The sequence below is a fragment of the Anaeromicrobium sediminis genome, assembly GCF_002270055.1.
GTDB lineage: Bacteria > Bacillota > Clostridia > Peptostreptococcales > Thermotaleaceae > Anaeromicrobium > Anaeromicrobium sediminis.
Map to the genome: position 1 here is coordinate 48,291 of NZ_NIBG01000018.1, position 17,848 is coordinate 66,138.

Annotated in this window: 14 protein-coding genes; 11 read left to right on the forward strand and 3 right to left on the reverse strand. The window is 33.1% G+C overall.

The window, feature by feature from the left end; genetic code table 11:
* Positions 1–27: 27 nt before the first annotated feature.
* Positions 28–1,113 carry an amidase domain-containing protein gene (locus CCE28_RS16490; protein ID WP_095134835.1) on the forward strand — a complete coding sequence of 362 codons (1,086 nt, stop codon included), beginning with the start codon at positions 28–30 and terminating at the stop codon, positions 1,111–1,113.
* A gap of 70 nt (positions 1,114–1,183) precedes the next feature.
* On the opposite strand, the gene CCE28_RS16495 is transcribed toward CCE28_RS16490, so the two are convergent.
* Positions 1,184–1,354, reverse strand: coding sequence for an H-type small acid-soluble spore protein (locus CCE28_RS16495; RefSeq protein WP_095134836.1), 171 nt, complete (start codon positions 1,352–1,354; stop codon positions 1,184–1,186).
* Positions 1,355–1,576: 222 nt separating this feature from the next.
* Between CCE28_RS16495 and CCE28_RS16500 the strand changes: the two genes are divergently transcribed.
* The 4 genes from CCE28_RS16500 (at position 1,577) to CCE28_RS16515 (ending at position 6,604) form a co-directional block, all read left to right on the forward strand.
* The gene (locus CCE28_RS16500; protein ID WP_278277578.1) at positions 1,577–2,551 is read left to right on the forward strand and encodes a LacI family DNA-binding transcriptional regulator; all 975 of its coding nucleotides are present in this window, start codon (positions 1,577–1,579) and stop codon (positions 2,549–2,551) included.
* Between the two features lie 504 nt (positions 2,552–3,055).
* A complete protein-coding gene (locus tag CCE28_RS16505; protein ID WP_095134838.1) occupies positions 3,056–4,021 on the forward strand; it encodes a sugar ABC transporter substrate-binding protein in 966 nt (321 codons plus the stop codon).
* Between the two features lie 82 nt (positions 4,022–4,103).
* The gene (locus CCE28_RS16510; RefSeq protein ID WP_176461881.1) at positions 4,104–5,603 is read left to right on the forward strand and encodes a sugar ABC transporter ATP-binding protein; all 1,500 of its coding nucleotides are present in this window, start codon (positions 4,104–4,106) and stop codon (positions 5,601–5,603) included.
* A 29-nt stretch (positions 5,604–5,632) separates the two neighbouring features.
* Positions 5,633–6,604, forward strand: a complete 972-nt coding sequence (locus tag CCE28_RS16515) for an ABC transporter permease (RefSeq protein ID WP_095134839.1) — start codon at positions 5,633–5,635, stop codon at positions 6,602–6,604.
* Between the two features lie 143 nt (positions 6,605–6,747).
* Here CCE28_RS16515 and CCE28_RS16520 read toward each other — a convergent pair whose 3' ends face one another.
* Positions 6,748–8,382: a solute:sodium symporter family transporter gene (locus CCE28_RS16520; protein WP_095134840.1), complete on the reverse strand. Its 1,635-nt coding sequence runs from the start codon at positions 8,380–8,382 to the stop codon at positions 6,748–6,750.
* Between the two features lie 797 nt (positions 8,383–9,179).
* Between CCE28_RS16520 and iolG the strand changes: the two genes are divergently transcribed.
* The 3 genes from iolG (at position 9,180) to iolE (ending at position 13,407) form a co-directional block, all read left to right on the forward strand.
* Positions 9,180–10,193 (forward strand): inositol 2-dehydrogenase, encoded by a 1,014-nt coding sequence (gene iolG, locus CCE28_RS16525; protein WP_095134841.1) that lies wholly within the window; start codon positions 9,180–9,182, stop codon positions 10,191–10,193.
* 353 nt (positions 10,194–10,546) lie between these two features.
* Positions 10,547–12,481 (forward strand): 3D-(3,5/4)-trihydroxycyclohexane-1,2-dione acylhydrolase (decyclizing), encoded by a 1,935-nt coding sequence (gene iolD, locus CCE28_RS16530; protein ID WP_095134842.1) that lies wholly within the window; start codon positions 10,547–10,549, stop codon positions 12,479–12,481.
* A gap of 26 nt (positions 12,482–12,507) precedes the next feature.
* On the forward strand, positions 12,508–13,407 hold the full coding sequence (iolE, locus tag CCE28_RS16535; protein WP_095134843.1) for a myo-inosose-2 dehydratase: 900 nt from the start codon (positions 12,508–12,510) through the stop codon (positions 13,405–13,407).
* Between the two features lie 49 nt (positions 13,408–13,456).
* On the opposite strand, the gene CCE28_RS16540 is transcribed toward iolE, so the two are convergent.
* Positions 13,457–14,209, reverse strand: a complete 753-nt coding sequence (locus CCE28_RS16540; RefSeq protein ID WP_095134844.1) for a DeoR/GlpR family DNA-binding transcription regulator — start codon at positions 14,207–14,209, stop codon at positions 13,457–13,459.
* A 237-nt stretch (positions 14,210–14,446) separates the two neighbouring features.
* Between CCE28_RS16540 and CCE28_RS16545 the strand changes: the two genes are divergently transcribed.
* The 3 genes from CCE28_RS16545 (at position 14,447) to iolC (ending at position 17,837) form a co-directional block, all read left to right on the forward strand.
* On the forward strand, positions 14,447–15,238 hold the full coding sequence (locus CCE28_RS16545) for a 5-deoxy-glucuronate isomerase (protein WP_095134845.1): 792 nt from the start codon (positions 14,447–14,449) through the stop codon (positions 15,236–15,238).
* 62 nt (positions 15,239–15,300) lie between these two features.
* Positions 15,301–16,692, forward strand: coding sequence for an acylating sulfoacetaldehyde dehydrogenase (gene sauS, locus CCE28_RS16550; protein ID WP_207652917.1), 1,392 nt, complete (start codon positions 15,301–15,303; stop codon positions 16,690–16,692).
* Positions 16,693–16,835: 143 nt separating this feature from the next.
* On the forward strand, positions 16,836–17,837 hold the full coding sequence (gene iolC, locus CCE28_RS16555) for a 5-dehydro-2-deoxygluconokinase (RefSeq protein ID WP_095134846.1): 1,002 nt from the start codon (positions 16,836–16,838) through the stop codon (positions 17,835–17,837).
* The last annotated feature ends 11 nt before the right edge of the window (positions 17,838–17,848 follow it).

Here is a 17,848-nt window from a genome sequence, read left to right on the forward strand (position 1 = left end):
GATTTTTTCTATGCAGGGGGAAAATATATGTTTTATTTTTTAAAAAAATATAAATTAATATTTATAATTGTTATTGCAATTATTTTGGGTAATATGTTTTCTAAGGATATAGTGACCATATTTGTTGAAAAGGAATTAAATTTTCAGCTGTCCCATCTACTAAAGGATAGAAATAGGGCTATTTTGAATGAGGATAAGGCTAGTCTTAAATCATATTATGACCTAAATACTACCTATGGAAAATGGGCATATTACCATGAAATTAAGAAGATGAAATATCTTCATAATTGGTCTGAAAAACAAGGTGTTACATTTACTGAAATAAATTCAGATGTGGATGTGAAATGGATAAAAGGAAAATATAACGGCTTTATGGCAAACTTAGCAGTGTCTACTGAATATATATACAAATATAATATAGGTAGTGAAAAAGCTAACTCTTTTAGAATTGGAACTTATCATTCCATTTACATAAAGGAAACGGATGAGGGATTTGTAATTGCAAAAGAATGGTATAAGGATCCCTTTGCCGATTCATTAAATATGGAAGAAGTAAAGAGTGATGAAATAAGGAAATATATAGAAAGCCAGAAGGAAAGAGACCTAGAAAAAATATCCGATAGAAGGAAAAAGGCAATAGAATATGCAGATAAATATTGTGGTGCAGCTGGAGTAGAGAATAGGAGCTATAATAAAAAATATAGAAATTTCAATCCTTTAGGTGGAGATTGTGCTAACTTTGCCTCTCAGATTCTTCATGAAGGTGGAAAATTCAAAAAAACTAGTAGCTGGAATTATAGTAAGGGAAATGGTAGTAGGAGTTGGTTAAATGCCCAAGGATTTAAAGAATATATGCTTTATTCAGGAAGGGCTTCTTTAGTAGCTTACGGTGACTATAATAAAGTCTATAAGGCTGCTTATAAATTACTTCCTGGCGATTTTGTAGCCTATGAAAAAAAAGGGAAAATAACTCATATATCAGTAATTTCAGGGGCTGATTCTAAGGGGTATTCACTAGTTAATTGTCATAATACAGACAGGTATAGGGTACCTTGGGATTTAGGATGGAGTAATAAAGGGATTAAATTCTATTTAGTCCATGTACATTTTTAAAATTATGCTTAGGTCCTATTATCGCAGGACATTATAAGAAGAAAAAAGCATCTGATTTTTCAGATGCTTTTTAGTGTTCATTTAATTCTCTTATGGGGACTATTATCTCTTCATCGAAGGTAGTAATCAAAGCTGTATTAGTTTTAGGATCTATATTTTCTATCCATATGGATTCTCCACTATATAATACGGTAACATTTCCAGTGCCCTCTAAAATTTGTTTTGCACGTTTATAGTTCATATAAATACCTCCTTTCTTAATATATAATTCCCAAATAAGAAAAAATAATTATGAAAAATCTTTATAAAGTAATTAATGGATGATTTGACTAAAATATATAAGTGTATATATAATAAAGAAAATTGTTTTCAATAAATTTTTGTAAAAAACTGAAACGTTTGCTATAATTATAACAATATACTGAAAAATGGAGTTGAGTAAGTTGGGGTAACGATAAAAGACATAGCAAGAGAGTTAGGTATATCATATTCTTCAGTTTCTAGAGCTTTGAGTAACAAAGAGGGTGTTAGTAAAGAAACTAGAAAGAAAGTATTAAAAGAAGCTAAGAGAATTGGATATCGGCCTAATCAACTTGCTAGAGAACTAGTGACGAAACAATCAAACACAATTGGAGTAATTATACCGGATATATTAAATCCCTTTTTTGCTGAGATAGCAAAGGGGATTTTAGAAGAAGCTAGTATTAAGGGCTACACAGCATTATTATGTGTAACCAATTGGGATGTGCAATTAGAGAAGAAATATATAAAAAATTTAGAGGAAAAAAGGGTAGAGGGAATAATAATAAAGCCCTGTGAGGATGAACAAAAATTAGAAGACAGCATAAATACTCCTTATGTAATATTAGAGGGAAATAATGTGAATAGTGCACATAGCTGTGTAGAGGTAGATAATGAAAAGGGCGGATATATAGGTACAAAGCACCTTATAGAGTGTGGCTATAGAAAAATTGCATATGTAGGTGGAAAGAAATATGCCTATTCTAATGAAAAAAGACTAAAGGGGTATAAAAGAGCCTTAGCAGAAAATAACATTGACCTAGATGAAAATCTCATATTATCAGGGGAATTTGATTCTAAGAGTGGTTATGAATTAGCTAAAACGGCATTGGCTGATAATCCCCATATTGATGGCATATTTTGTGGTAATGACGTAATGGCCTTAGGTGTGTTACACTATGCAAATCAAGCTGGAATAAATATACCAGAAGAATTGGGTGTAGTTGGATTTGATGATATATCCTATGCATCACTTCCACAAATAGAATTAACTACTGTATATCAACCTAAGTATAATTTAGGTAAACTAGCTGTAAATACCCTTTTAGATGACATAAAAGAGGGAAAAGAAAAAACTTTAAAACGCATAATATTACAACCGGATTTAATTAAGAGAAAGACTACTAGAAAAATTTAATTTATGAATGGAAAAAGCTTCTATCAAATTGATAGAAGCTTTTTTACTTCCTAGGGAATTACAATTTTTTCAAATAATGTATACAATATTATGTTAAAAATAAAACGAAAACGTTGTCTAAGTCTAAAAAACGAAAAATTTCGACAAAATAGAAATTTATAGCAAAAATGAAAAAATAAATTTAATCATAAAAAAAGGAGAACTGTTGTAAATACTTGTATGGTAGAAAAATTCCCATAGTATAGGAGGTTACAAAAATCAATTAAATATTCTGAAGATTGTAAATAAAGCATTGACTTCTGATTCGAATTGATATAACATAAAAAATAACTACAACAAACGTTTGCGGAAAACGTTTTTTAAAAGATGTAAAGTTGCATAATTATGGAACTTTACAAAAATTACTACTGAAAAAAAGTGAAAAATGAATCTTTTGCGATATGAAGTTGCAATTGTCTATTGCAGTTTTATATAAACCATTTTTATTTAAGGGGGAATTTTCTTATGAAGACTAAAAGACTTTTAGCTCTTGGTCTAGTACTAGTATTAGTTTTATCCATGTTCGTAGGATGTGGACAATCAACAGATACTTCAAGTGAAGAAGGAAAAAAGGAAGATGACAAAATTGTAATAGGTGTAGCTGCATCTAGTTTCTCTGATAAGTGGCAAACTTATCTTTATGATGCAATAAAGGCTGAAGCTGAAAAGGCTGAAAATGTAGAAGTAGTATTTACTGATGGTAAAGATGATTCTGCTACTCAATTAGCTAATGTTGAGAACTTAGTAGCTCAAGGAGTTGACGCTATTATATTAGTAATCGTTGATACAGATGCTCCACAACCATACGTTAACCTTTGTAAAGATGCTGGAATTCCATTAGTAGGAGTTAACCGTATATTTGAAGGCTCAGATGTATATGTAGGATCTGAATCTATTGATGCAGGTATAGTACAAATGGAAAAGGTTGTTGAATTAATTGGTGAAAAAGGAAACATTGGTATATTAAGAGGTATGGCAGGACAAGAGGCTGAAATTAAGAGAACTGAAGGAAATAATCAAATTGCAGATAAGTATGAAAATGTAAACGTTATTAGAACTGATATTGGAATGTGGGATAGAGCAAAGGGAATGGAAATTACTGAAAACTGGTTACAATCAGGTGATGAATTTGCTGCTATCGTATCTAATAATGATGAGATGGCAATAGGTGCCATAAGAGCGTTAGAAGCTGAAGGTAAACTTGATGATGTTGTTGTAGCAGGTGTTGATGCTACTATGGATGCCCTTGAATATGTTAAAGACGGAAAATTAGATGTAACTGTATTCCAAAGTCCATTTGGTCAAGGTGGAGAATCATTAAAGGCAGCTGTTAAGCTTGTTAAAGGTGAAAAAGTAGAAAAGAACGTTTGGGTTCCTTTTGAATTAGTAACTAAAGAAAATGTAGAAGAGTACATAGCTAAGTGGCAATAGACATGAACTAATAGTAGTAAAAATAAATAGGGAAGAAGAGTTGTAAAGACTTTTCTTCCTTAATTAAAAGAAGGTGAAGTCTGTGACGGATAATTGTATCTTAGAGATGAGAAATATTGTAAAAGAGTTTCCAGGGGTAAAAGCCCTAGATGGAGTAAACCTAAAGGTAAGAAAAGGGACAGTTCATGCACTAATGGGAGAAAATGGTGCAGGTAAATCTACCCTTATGAAAATATTAATGGGCATATACGAACCAAATGGTGGAGAAGTAATATTTAAAGGGAAACAGTTAGTTTGCAAAGGAACAAAAGCTGCTATTGAAAGTGGTATATCAATGATTCATCAGGAGTTAAGCCCAATACCTGATATGACAGTGGCAGAAAATATATACCTAGGAAGAGAACCTGTAAAGGGATTCATTGTTGATGAGAAAGAATTGTATAGAAAAACAGAAGAATTATTTAAAGAATTAGACATTAAAATTGATGTAACTAGTAAGATGCGAGATTTATCTACTGCATATACTCAAATGGTAGAGATTGCAAAGGCTATTTCATATAATGCGGATTTGATTATTATGGATGAACCTACTTCTGCAATAACAGAGAAGGAAGTAGACCATCTGTTTACTATAATAAATAAATTGAGGGATAAAGGCGTTGCCATTATTTATATAACTCATAAAATGGAAGAAGTTTTTCAAATAACAGATGAAGTAACTGTACTTAGGGACGGTCAATATGTGGGAACTGAACTTGCTGAAAATATAGATAATAATAAACTAATTGAAATGATGGTTGGAAGAGAATTGAAGGAAATGTTTCCAAAGACCATTGTAGATATTAAGGAAGAAATATTAGCAATTAAGGATTTCACATTAGAAGGAAAATTTCAAAATGTAAGCTTCAATGTAAGAAAGGGAGAAATCCTAGGTCTAGCAGGTCTTATGGGAGCAGGTCGCTCTGAAGTGGTAGAGAGTTTATTTGGAATTAATCTTCCGGATTCAGGTGAAGTTTATATTAATGGAAAGAAAGTAAATATAAAGTCACCGGCAGATGCAATTAAAAATGGTATAGGCCTACTTACAGAAGATAGAAAACTAACAGGATGTTTCTTGCCCCTAGCTTTAACTGATAATATGATAATGCCTATTGTTGATGATTACACTAATGGCTTATTAATATCAGATAAAAAGGTTAATGATGACTGTCAAGAACAAAGGATAAGCTTAAATGTAAAAACACCTAATTTAGAACAGATAATAGGAAACTTAAGTGGTGGAAATCAGCAAAAGGTATTATTGGCAAGATGGATGTTAACAAGCCCAGATATACTTATAGTAGATGAACCTACAAGGGGGATAGACGTAGGAGCAAAATCTGAAATTCATAAATTAATGTGCAAATTAGCAGGAATGGGTAAGGCAATAATCATGATTTCATCAGAAATGCCAGAAGTTTTAGGTATGAGCGATAGGGTTGTAGTAATGCATGAAGGTAAAAAGACAGGAGAGCTTATGAGAGAAGAGGCTACTCAAGAGAAGGTCATGGAGTTAGCTACAGGTATTGTATCTGCAAAATAAATTTAGACCTGGCGAAAGGAGAATCAAATATGTCAGAAAGTGCTGTTATTAAACAAAAAGATAATAAATTTGATTTTAGGAAATTTGCAAATAAATATGGTATTATGGTTATTTTATTACTTATGGTTATAGGAATGTCTTTATTGACACCAGCCTTTTACAACCCTAGAAACTTAATAAATATAGTTAGACAAGTTTCCGTTATCGGAACTATAGCATTTGGTGTTACGTTAATAATCATAACGGGAGGTATAGACCTTTCATCTGGTTCTACATTAGCATTAGTAGGGGTTATTGTTGCTAACTATGCTTCACCAGAAGGAAGTATATTTCTTGCTATAGTTATGGGTATTATAGTTGGGGGTATATGTGGTTTTATAAATGGAGGAACTTTAGCTACTACAGGTATACCACCTTTCATAGCAACACTAGGTATGTTTACAGCAGCTAGAGGTGCAGCGCTACTTTATAGTGGAGGAAGGCCTATAAGTAATTTATCAGATTCATTCCTAGTAATAGGTGGAGGTAGTGTAGGATTTATACCTATTCCTGTTATATTATTCTTAACTATGGGATTTTTAACACATGTGTTACTTAAAAAGACTAAGTTAGGTAAATACATATATGCCATAGGTGGAAATGAGCAAGCGGCCATGGTTTGTGGTATTAATGTTAAAAAAGTAAAGATACTTATATACACATATGCAGGTATGATGTCAGCTGTAGCTGGTATAATACTTACTTCAAGGGTGAGTTCAGGGAATCCAACAGCAGGTATTGGATACGAGCTAGATGCTATTGCATCAACAGTTATTGGTGGAACTAGTTTAACTGGTGGTATTGGTACTATTGGAGGAACTATAGTAGGTGCCCTAATAATCGGAGTACTTAACAATGGACTTAGTCTACTTGGCGTATCTCCTTATTGGCAACAGGTAATAAAGGGTGGAATTATAGTTGGCGCCGTTGTACTAGACGTTTATAAGCATAAAAAGAAATAAATTGTATATTAGAGGAAAAAAAAATAAAAGGTTGCTAAATGATAGGATTATCATCTAGCAACCTCTACTCTATACATAAAAGAACAGTTAATAAATGGGAAAATATAAAGGGGTTAACTAACCCCCTTTATATTGACTGATTATTAAGCAGCTATACCTATTTTAGAGAATACTACGTAAAGTAATAACATTAAAGTTGTTATTATCACAGAAACAGTTTTAGCATGTTTCCAAGGAACTATATCTACTTGCTTTGTATAAGTTTGTACAAAGTCCGTGTCTCGAGGAGCAATCTTTCCAACAAAAAGCATTATTAATACATTTAGAGGGAATAACACTCCTAATACATATAAGAAATGTACATCAGCTGCTACAAACTTAGATGCTCCATATAAAAGAATATGGGATAAAAGTGCAATCTTAGGCGCAATTGCAGGTACTCGCTTAGTATAGAACCCAACTATTATGGATGCTAATATGGGAACATTGTAAAAACCAAAGCATTCTTGTAAATATCCATATAATCCGCTAGGTGCATATATTATAAATGGAGCAATAATCATAGAAAGAATTGCTAAGCATATACCAAAACGTTTTCCTACTACAACTAAATCTTTATCAGATATTTCTAGTGTGGCTGCTACCTCACTGGCATTTGCAACTTTTGCCTTAATTCTAGGTTTATAAATATCTAATGTAAATAAAGTTACAGAGCTGTTAAGTGCGCTATTGAATGAACTTAATATGGCTCCAAATAATACTGCTGCAAAGAATCCTAATAAAGGTTTTGGCAATACATTTCTAACTATAACTGGATATGCCATGTCACCATTTGTTAGAGTGTCGCCATATAAATGGAATGCGATAATCCCTGGTAGTACTAAGAAAAATGGTCCTAGGAGTTTTAATAAACCAGCTCCTAATACACCCTTTTGACCTTCAGCTAAATTTTTAGCTCCAAATGTTCTTTGAACGATGGATTGGTTTGTACACCAGTAAAATAAATTGTTAAAGAATAATCCTGTAAATAATACGGGCCATGGGAGTAAAGGTGCTTTAGCACTTGCAGGTGCAATAGCATTTAATTTCTCTGGATGTTGTGTGATCAAAGTATTTAAACCTTCAGAGAAACTTCCATCTCCTAAAACTATTAAACCAAAAATAGGTATTAGTAATCCACCTATTAATAAACCTACACCATTTAATGTATCAGAAACGGCTACGGCCTTTAAACCACCAAATATAGCATATATAGATCCGGCAATACCAATAGCAAAAACAGTAATCCATAAAGCTTGGAACTCACTAATTCCAAAAACCGTTGGAATATCAAATATTCCATTTAATACAAGAGCTCCAGAATATAGAACTGTTGGAAGATAAGTCAATACATAACCAATTAAGAATAATATGGATATGATCTGTCTTGTGTTAGAATCATAACGTTCTTCCAGAAAATCAGGTATAGTAGTTATACCGCTTTTTAAATACTTAGGCAAGAATATTAAAGCCATACATACAAGTGCAAATGCGGCAGTAGCTTCCCAAGCCATTACACCCATATTTGTAATATAACTTTGACCATTTAGACCTACCATTTGCTCTGTAGATAAATTTGTAAGCATCAAAGAGCCAGCTATGACTATACCAGTTAAACTTCTTCCTCCTAGGAAGTAACCATCTTGTGTATCCAGGTCATCGCTACGAGTCATCCACCAAGATATGACTGCAACTAGTCCGGTGAAAAATATAAAAGACACTATTGCTAATAAATTCATTTTAACTCCTCCTATGGTATTGAGCATGTGATCTTACATAGGGTATGTAATGTAAAATCAATACTAAGATATTTGTATATGTATAACTTTGAATAGAGTATTTCAAAGAATTAAGAGGGTAGATTCAAAACTCCATAATAATATGATGTTTTAATTGAATTATCTCTTAGCAAACGTTTGCTACAAAAAAATAAAAAATAAAAACTGCAAAAACTTATAGTTAAAGTTAAATACAGGTTAAAAAGTGGCCTTTAAAGGGTAATATGCAATGAAAATGCTTATATCATAAAGAAGTATAACATTATATTACAGATAAATCAAATAGAATATTTAGAAAATTGTCAAATGTTATAAAATAGTACTCTTTTTTTTGTGATTTTCTTATAACATAATAAAGAAAAAATAATTATGTTGAAGCTGGAAAAATATTCATAGATAACGTTTGCTATACATAGTGGTTTTGGAAAATTTCAAAAAATTTAATATATTACTTTCACTTATAAAGTATTTAAAGCATAGATAAATACTAATGAAGGTGAAAACCAGTAATAAAGTAAAATTATAAAAATAAAATAAGATGTGAAAAAAGGGAAATGAAATATTGACTTAATATAAAAAGTGATATACTATAAAAAAAAGAATACAAACGTTTGCGAAAAAAATGGTGAAAAGGGCAACATATTTAAGTTACTATCTACATAAAGGGTATGGAGATAAATATGAAAAATCATCAGAATAATCTGTGATTTACAAAAGGGTGAAGTAAAAGTACATAAATGTAAGGAGGAAGAAGGAAGATGAAAAAGGTTAAAGTAGGAATAGTAGGATTAGGAAGACTAGGAATAGAGCACGCTAGAAATTTAGCATTTAAAATTCCAAATGCAGAATTAATTGCTGTTTGTAGTGTGGTACAAGATGAAGTAGATAAGGTACAAAAGGAATGGGGAATCCCATATGGATATACGAATTATGATGAAATGATTAAAAATGAAGAATTAGAGGCAGTTGCCGTATTATCTCCATCTCCATTCCATGTAAAGCAAATAGTATCAGCGTTAGATGCGGGATTACATGTATTTGTAGATAAGCCTCTAGGAGTTACTGTTGAAGAATGTAAGGAAGCTGAAAAGGCTGTAGAAAGAAATGAAGATAAAGTATTCATGGTAGGATTCATGAGACGATATGACCCTTCTTATGCTTATGCTAAGAAATTAATTGACGAAGGTAGAATAGGAAAACCTTTCCTTATCAAGTGCACTAGCTGTGACCCAGAACATACTATAGATGGAGCTATAAGATTTGCTGCTACTAGTGGTGGATTATTCATAGATATGGCTGTTCATGATATAGATTTGGCAAGATGGTATTTAGGTTCAGAAGTTGATCAAATTTATGCTATTGGTGGAAGTTATGTTCATGAAGAGTTTGCCAAGTATGGGGACGGAGATAATGTATGTTCACTAATGAAATTTAAAGATAACTCTATGGCCCTATTCTATGCAGGAAGAGATGCAGCCCATGGATACCAAGTTGAAACTGAAATAGTTGGTACTAAGGGATCTTTAAGAATTGCAGCAGAACCTGCTAAGAACATGTGTAAGATATTTGATAATAATGGAGTGGTAAGTGAATGTTCTCAAAGTTTCCAAGAGAGATTCTCAGAAGCTTATGTTATTGAAATGCAAGAATTTATTAATTGCATAGTAGAAGGAAGAAAGCCAGACATTACTGTATACGATGGTACTAAGAATACAGAAGTTGCCTTTGCTGCCACAAAGGCATTTCAAGAAAATACAGTTGTACACTTATAGGAAATTATATAGGTTGCCAAATTGCCAAAGAAAAACATTTGGCAGCCTATAATTTTATACCAGAAGAATGTGAATTTCCAGTTTGTAACAGGGATAATTAAAAAGTTTTAATCAAGGATGTATACACCAGATAATTGTGTCATAGGAATGAGATGGAAGGGACAAAAAATTTTATAGATTTTATCTAAATAATAGTTTTGGATTATTAAGATCATTAGACGATTAGAGCAAAACACTATGGTGAGAATATTACCAGATCTAGTGCAACTTCTAAGAAGAACATTTGTGGTTTGAAAAAGAGGATGCATAGATTTGGAGAAATAGATAAAAATCAAATATAAGGGGGAGGCAATATGGCAAAAACAGTGAGATTAACAGTAGCTCAGGCTCTTGTGAAGTTTTTAAACAATCAATATGTAGAGTTTGACGGCAAAGAATATAAATTTGTAAATGGTATATTTACAATCTTTGGACATGGAAATGTGGTAGGACTTGGGCAGGCATTGGAAGAAAACCCAGGCCATTTAGTAGTACATCAGGGGCGTAATGAACAAGGAATGGCCCATGCGGCTATGGCTTATGGTAAGCAAAAGCATAGAAAACAAATTTATGCTGCCACATCTTCTGTAGGACCAGGAGCAGCTAACATGGTAACTACAGCTGCAACGGCAACTGCTAATAATATTCCTGTGTTGTTATTACCAGGAGATACATTTGCTACTCGTCAACCAGACCCAGTATTACAGCAAGTGGAGCAAACTCATGATTTGACAATTAGTACAAATGATGCCTTTAGAGCAGTAAGTAAATATTGGGATAGAGTAAGTAGACCAGAACAATTAATGACAGCTATGATAAATGCCATGAGAGTTTTAACTGATCAAGGTGATACGGGAGCTGTAACTATATGTTTACCTCAAGATGTACAAGGAGAAGCTTACGATTATCCAGAGTATTTCTTTAAAAAGAGAGTTCATAGAATTGAAAGAAGACCTGCAGCTATGGAAGCTATAGCGGATGCAGTAGATCTAATTAAAATTAAGAAAAAGCCTGTAGTTGTATGCGGTGGAGGAGTAAGATATTCAGAGGCAGCTGAAAGCTTAAAACTATTCTGTGAAAAATTTAATATACCATTTGGTGAAACTCAAGCAGGAAAGAGTGCTATAGAGTGGGATCATGAGCTGAATTTAGGTGGAATTGGTGTTACAGGAACACTAGCTGCTAATCTTATTGCTAAAGAAGCAGATTTGGTAATTGGAGTAGGTACAAGATTTACTGACTTTACTACAGCATCAAAATCATTATTTAAGAATGAAGATGTGGACTTCTTAACTATAAACGTATCTGACTTCCATGCACAGAAACTGGATGCAACTAAAGTAGTATGCGATGCAAAGTTAGGTCTTGATGCAATTGGGTCAGAGTTAGAGAAAATTGATTATAAGTCTAGCTATACAAATGAAATTAAAGAAGCTAAGAATAAGTGGAATGAAGAAGTAGAAAGATTATTTAATTGTGAATATAAAGAAGGATTTGAGCCTGAAAATCCAGGTCACTTAGATCATGTATTAGAAGAATTTTATAAACAAACTGGTTCTTGTTTGACCCAGACAAAAGTTATCGGTGAACTCGATAAATTATTAGACAAGGATGCCATAGTAGTAGGGGCTGCTGGTAGTTTACCAGGGGACTTACAAAGATTATGGAGACCTAAATCACCTAATACTTATCATATGGAATATGGATATTCTTGTATGGGATATGAGGTTCCAGCAGCATTAGGAGCAAAAATAGCTGAACCAGAAAGGGAGGTATATGCTTTCTTAGGTGATGGTAGTTATATGATGCTACACTCAGAGCTTCCAACTAGTATCCAAGAAAAGAAGAAAATAAATATAATTCTATTTGATAATATGACTTTTGGTTGTATCAACAACCTACAAATGTATCAGGGCATGGGAAGTTTTGGAACTGAATTTAGATTTAGAAATGAAGATACAGGAAAATTAGATGGAGGTTTAGTTCCAGTGGACTTTGCCATGAACGCAGCTTCTTACGGAGCTAAAACTTACAAGGTTAACACTTTAGAGGAACTTAGATTTGCCATAGAAGATAGTAAAAAGCAAAGTGTGAGTACTCTGATAGATATAAAAGTGCTACCTAAGACTATGACTCATGGTTATGAGAGCTGGTGGAGAGTAGGTACAGCACAAGTTGCTAAGAAGCCTGAAATAGAAAAGGCAGCAGAGAGCATTAAGGAAGAAGCAGCAAAGGCAAGACAATACTAATAAATAGAAGAAAGTAGGGATTAAATATGTTAGATAGAGATAAAGTGAGATTAGGAATAGCGCCAATAGCTTGGACAAATGATGATCTACCAGAATTAGGTGCAGGAAATACTTTTGAGCAATGTGTTAGTGAAATGGCTTTAGCTGGGTTCACTGGAAGTGAAGTTGGAAACAAATATCCAAAAGATACTACTGTATTAAAGGAAGCTTTAGACATGAGAGGTGTTCAAATTTGTAATGCATGGTTTAGTTGTTTCTTTGCAATAGACAAAGAGGAAGAAACTATTGCAGAATTTATTAAGCATAGAGATTTTTTATATGAAATGGGAGCAAAAGTTATTGGATGTTCAGAGCAAAGTCATTCTATTCAAGGATTAGATAAGCCTATATTTGATGCAAAACCAGTATTTACAGAGGAAGAGTGGGAAAAACTTGCTGCTGGTATGAATAAATTAGCTGTCCTTGCTGCAGAAAAGGGTATGAAAGTATCTCTACATCACCATATGGGAACTGGAGTACAAACTCCTGCAGAAGTGGATAAATTTATGGAAATGACAAATGATGATGTATATTTACTATTTGACACAGGTCATATGTATTTCTCAGAAGGCAGCCAAGAAGCGGTAGACGCTATTATTGAGAAATATGCAGATAGAATAGTTCATGTTCATTTAAAGGACGTACGTGAAGATGTACTTGCAAAATTAAAAGAAGAAAAATGGTCTTTCTTAGAAGGTGTTAAAGCTGGAGTGTTCACTGTTCCTGGGGACGGTGCAGTTAAGTTTGACAGAACTTTTGAAGTTTTAAAGGATACTAATTATGAAGGATGGATGGTTGTTGAAGCAGAACAAGATCCAGCTGTAGCTAATCCATTTGAATATGCGAAAAAGGCAAGAGGCTTCATAAGAGAAAAGACTGGATTATAAAAATAAGATGGCTCGAAAGAGCCATCTTAAAAAATATAAAAATTTTAAATTAGTATAGTACTGTAACATTATTTTCTTTGAAGAAGTTTTTGTACTCAGGAGGCACATCGCTATTAGTAACATAATAGTCGATTTCAGCAAGATCGCAATATTTCATAAAGGATGAACAACCAAGCTTTGTGTCATTGGCCATTAAAACTACTTTATTACTAATATCTACTACAGTACGTTTGATTTCCGACTCTAGGTAGTTAGTATTAGTAACGCCCTTATCTATGGAAAATCCCGTAGATGCCATAAATGATTTGTCTATGTTTATCTTTTTTAGAAATGTAATACTATCCACACCTACAAAGGAATTAGTATCCCTTTGTAATATTCCTCCTGTGGAGATTAAATTCAAGTTTTCATATAAGCATGATTCGCCAATTATATTTAAACTATGAGTTATTATGGTTATTCCTTTTTTATGAATTAAGTTAGGTAATAGGTGAATAGTAGTAGAACCGGAATCAATGAATATGGTGTCATTATCTTCTATCAGTGAACTGGCTAAAAGGCCAATTTGTGCTTTTTCATCAGCGAATTGTTCTTGTCTCTTTGGGTAGGGAGTAGCTTTTTCTGGTTGACTTAAGATAATCCCTCCATAAACTTTCTTTATAAAACCTTTATCTTCTAATTCATTAATATCACGTCTGATAGTGTTTTTAGACACATTAAAAACGGTACACAATGTATCTAAAGATGCAGACTGATGGTCAATGAGATAGTCTTGTATTTTTTTTATACGTTCTAGTTTCAATAGAATACCTCCATCATCTTTTAGTCAAAGCAATTTATAAAATAAAAGCTAGGAAAACTTTAGTTTAGATATTTTTTTAAGTTTCTATGTATATTATAAAAAAAAATATTGAAGAATGCAATAGTAAATGGTACAATATAATCAAAAGATACTCAAAACATACTCAATAAAAATATGAATCATAAATAAATATAACAAAAACATTACCAAAACAATACAAAACGGAGGTGGAGAATCATGCTACATAAAACAGGTGGACTAAAATATGGATACAATGAAATTTGTAATATGGATGAACTTTATAGCTCCATGCTTATGGATGTGGGAGTATACAAGTTAAAAAAGGATCAAAATCAAGTCTGTCTAGACAAGGAAAAGGAATCAGCTTTTTTAATATTAGATGGAAAGATATTAATAAAGTGGCAAGATAGAGAAGAAGTAGTGGAAAGACGTTCGGTCTTTGACGAAGAGCCTTGGTGTTTACATGTCCCTAAGAATGTGGAAGTTACTATAGAAGCAATGGATGATTGTGAAGTTTTAGTAGAGAAAACTACTAATGACAAGGTCTTTGAATCTAAGGTATATGATCGATCTAATTGTAGAAGTGATATATTTGGAGATGGAGTACTTGGAGGAACATCAAGAAGAGTAGTTCGTACTATTTTCGATTACTCTAATGCACCATATTCTAACTTGGTAATAGGTGAGGTAATAAATTATCCAGGTAAGTGGTCAAGTTATATACCACATCATCATCCACAACCAGAAGTTTACTATTATAAGTTCAGTAAACCTCAAGGTTTTGGTTGTTCAATAATTGGTGATGATGTATATAAAATTGAACAAGACAGTGCAGCTATCATAGAAGGCGGTCTTGTACATCCACAAGCTACAGCTCCTGGTTATGCCATGTATTATTGCTGGATGATAAGACATTTAGATAACAACCCGTGGACTGACAGAATAAATGAAGAAAAACATGAGTGGTTACTAGAGAAGGATGCTGTAATCTGGCCAGATAAGGAATAAAAATAACAGTTAAAACTGTTTAAAATATAAAGAATTTTTAAATAAACGAGGGGGATCATTTTATGGAAATGTCAATTAGTGCAAAGGATTTTGTATCAGAATTAATAGATAGAGCAAAAGTTGCTCAAAAGGAAATTGAAAACTATACTCAAGAACAAGTAGATACTTTAGTGAAGGCTATTGCTTGGAACATAGTTAAGGAAGAAAACGCAGTGAAAGTTGCTGAGCTTGCAGTAGAAGAATCTGAACTTGGAAATTACGATGGAAAATATGGAAAGCTTCAAAAGAAGGTTAGAGGAAACCTTAGAGATATGTTAGGAGCTAAGACTGTAGGAGTTATTGAGGAAGATGAAGCTAGAGGAATTATTAAAATAGCAAAGCCTGTAGGAGTAATTGGTGCATTAGTACCTTGTACAAATCCAGAGGCAACTCCAGTAATAAAAGCTATGAATGCTATTAAAGGTAGAAATGCAATAGTATTTGCTCCACATCCAAGAACAAAGAAAACGAATACATTAATAGTAGATATTATGAGAGAGACTTTAAAGAAATTTGGAGCACCTGAGGACTTAATCATAGGAATAGAAGAACCATCTATGGAAGCTAGTAGCGAACTTATGAGCCAAAGTGATTTAGTAGTGGCAACAGGTGGATCTGGAATGGTTAAAGCTGCTTATAGTTCAGGAACTCCTGCATATGGAGTTGGAGCAGGAAATGCTGTAGTAGTAGTAGATGAAACTGCTGACTTAAAAGATGCTGCACACAAAATTATGTTAAGTAAGACTTTTGACTTTGCTACAAGTTGTTCTTCAGATAACTCAATCGTTGTAGTAGAAAGTGTATATGATGAGTTAATGAAGAATTTACAAGGTGAAGGTGGATACTTAACTAATGCTAGCGAAAAGGAAATGGTTCAAAATGCATTATGGGTACATGGACATTTAAATAGAGAAATAATTGCACAACCAGCACATAAGATTGCTGATGTTGCTGGTGTTGAATTACCAGAAGGAAAATCATTTATCATGGTAGAAGAAACTGGAGTAGGAGCAGATCATCCATTCTCTGGAGAAAAAATGTCTGTAGTACTTACTGTATATAAAGTTAAAGACTTTAATGAAGCAGTAGATAAGGTGAATGAAATTACTTCATACCAAGGAACTGGACACTCTTGTGGAATCCACACGAATGACGATGATAGAGCTGTAGAGTATGGAATTAGAACAAAGACAAGTAGAGTAATGGTAAGGCAACCACAATGTTATGGAAACAGTGGTAACTGGGATAATGGAATGCCATTTACATTAACTCTTGGTTGCGGAACTTGGGGTGGAAACATTGCATCTGAGAACGTAACTTACAAGCACTTTATCAACACTACTTGGGTATCTAAGCCTATTAAAGAAGTAGTTCCTAGTGATGAAGAATTATTTGGAGATATAATGGATAAATAAGCTTTTTAAACTGGCGATTAGTAATTTTAAAGGTAAAACAATCCTCACATTTGTTAATATTCCCTTTTAAAATAAAGACTAATCGCCATTTGTATTATATAGAAAAATTAAAACCACACATTGTAGGAAAGGATTGAAGCATAATGAATAATTTAGTATTTCAAACGGATAGACCATTAGATTTTATTGCTATAGGACGTATTGGACTTGATTTAAATCCAAATGAAATAAATAGACCCCTTGAGGAATCTATAACTTTTACTAAATACTTGGGAGGATCTCCAGCTAACATTGCTGTAGCTATGGCAGCTCTAGGAGCTAAGACGGGTTTTATAGGTACTGTTGCTGATGATGCTATGGGAAGATACTTAAAAGGTTATATGGAAGGTAAAGGAATTGATTCATCTAGTATATTTACAGATAAAACAGGCGCAAAGACTGGTCTTGCATTTACAGAAATAAAATCTCCAACAGATTGTAACCTTATTATGTATAGGGAAAATGCAGTAGATTTAATGGTAGACATATGCCATGTAAAAGAAGATTATATTAAAAGCGCTAAGGCTTTATTAATATCAGGAACAGCATTAGCAGCAAGCCCTTCAAGAGAAGCAGTATTTGCAGCACTTGATCTTGCTAGAAAGAACAACACAGTAGTATTCTTTGATATTGACTATAGACCATATACTTGGAAATCAGAAGAAGAAACAGCTATATACTATTCATTAGCTGCAGAAAAATGTGATGTAATCATAGGAACTAGAGAAGAATTTGACATGATGGAAATGATTACGAATAAAGGGAATAAAGATGATTATGTAACAGCTAAAAAATGGTTTGATTATAATGCTAAGATAGTAGTAATCAAGCATGGTAAAGAAGGTTCAATTGCTTATACTAAAGAAGGTGAAGCTATAACAGGAGCTGTATTCCCAGTTGTTCCAGTTAAGACATTTGGTGCTGGAGACTCTTATGCAGGAGCTTTCATATATGGATTAATAAATGGAATGAGCGCAGGAGATTCAATGGAATTAGGAGCAGGATCAGCTGCTATAGTTGTATCTAGCCACAGTTGTTCAGATGCTATGCCTACACTTGATGCAATCAAAGAGTTTATCAAAAGCTACGAAAAGAAAATAAGCTAGGTAGGTGTAAA

What these genes read in the sequence shown, in the direction of transcription:
- CCE28_RS16545 (WP_095134845.1), top strand. Translation starts at nt 14,447, where the DNA reads ATGCTACATAAAACAGGTGGACTAAAATATGGATACAATGAAATTTGT.
- iolG (WP_095134841.1), top strand. Translation starts at nt 9,180, where the DNA reads ATGAAAAAGGTTAAAGTAGGAATAGTAGGATTAGGAAGACTAGGAATA.
- sauS (WP_207652917.1), top strand. Translation starts at nt 15,301, where the DNA reads ATGGAAATGTCAATTAGTGCAAAGGATTTTGTATCAGAATTAATAGAT.
- iolC (WP_095134846.1), top strand. Translation starts at nt 16,836, where the DNA reads ATGAATAATTTAGTATTTCAAACGGATAGACCATTAGATTTTATTGCT.
- CCE28_RS16515 (WP_095134839.1), top strand. Translation starts at nt 5,633, where the DNA reads ATGTCAGAAAGTGCTGTTATTAAACAAAAAGATAATAAATTTGATTTT.
- CCE28_RS16490 (WP_095134835.1), top strand. Translation starts at nt 28, where the DNA reads ATGTTTTATTTTTTAAAAAAATATAAATTAATATTTATAATTGTTATT.
- iolD (WP_095134842.1), top strand. Translation starts at nt 10,547, where the DNA reads ATGGCAAAAACAGTGAGATTAACAGTAGCTCAGGCTCTTGTGAAGTTT.
- CCE28_RS16495 (WP_095134836.1), bottom strand. Translation starts at nt 1,354, where the DNA reads ATGAACTATAAACGTGCAAAACAAATTTTAGAGGGCACTGGAAATGTT.
- CCE28_RS16520 (WP_095134840.1), bottom strand. Translation starts at nt 8,382, where the DNA reads ATGAATTTATTAGCAATAGTGTCTTTTATATTTTTCACCGGACTAGTT.
- iolE (WP_095134843.1), top strand. Translation starts at nt 12,508, where the DNA reads ATGTTAGATAGAGATAAAGTGAGATTAGGAATAGCGCCAATAGCTTGG.
- CCE28_RS16505 (WP_095134838.1), top strand. Translation starts at nt 3,056, where the DNA reads ATGAAGACTAAAAGACTTTTAGCTCTTGGTCTAGTACTAGTATTAGTT.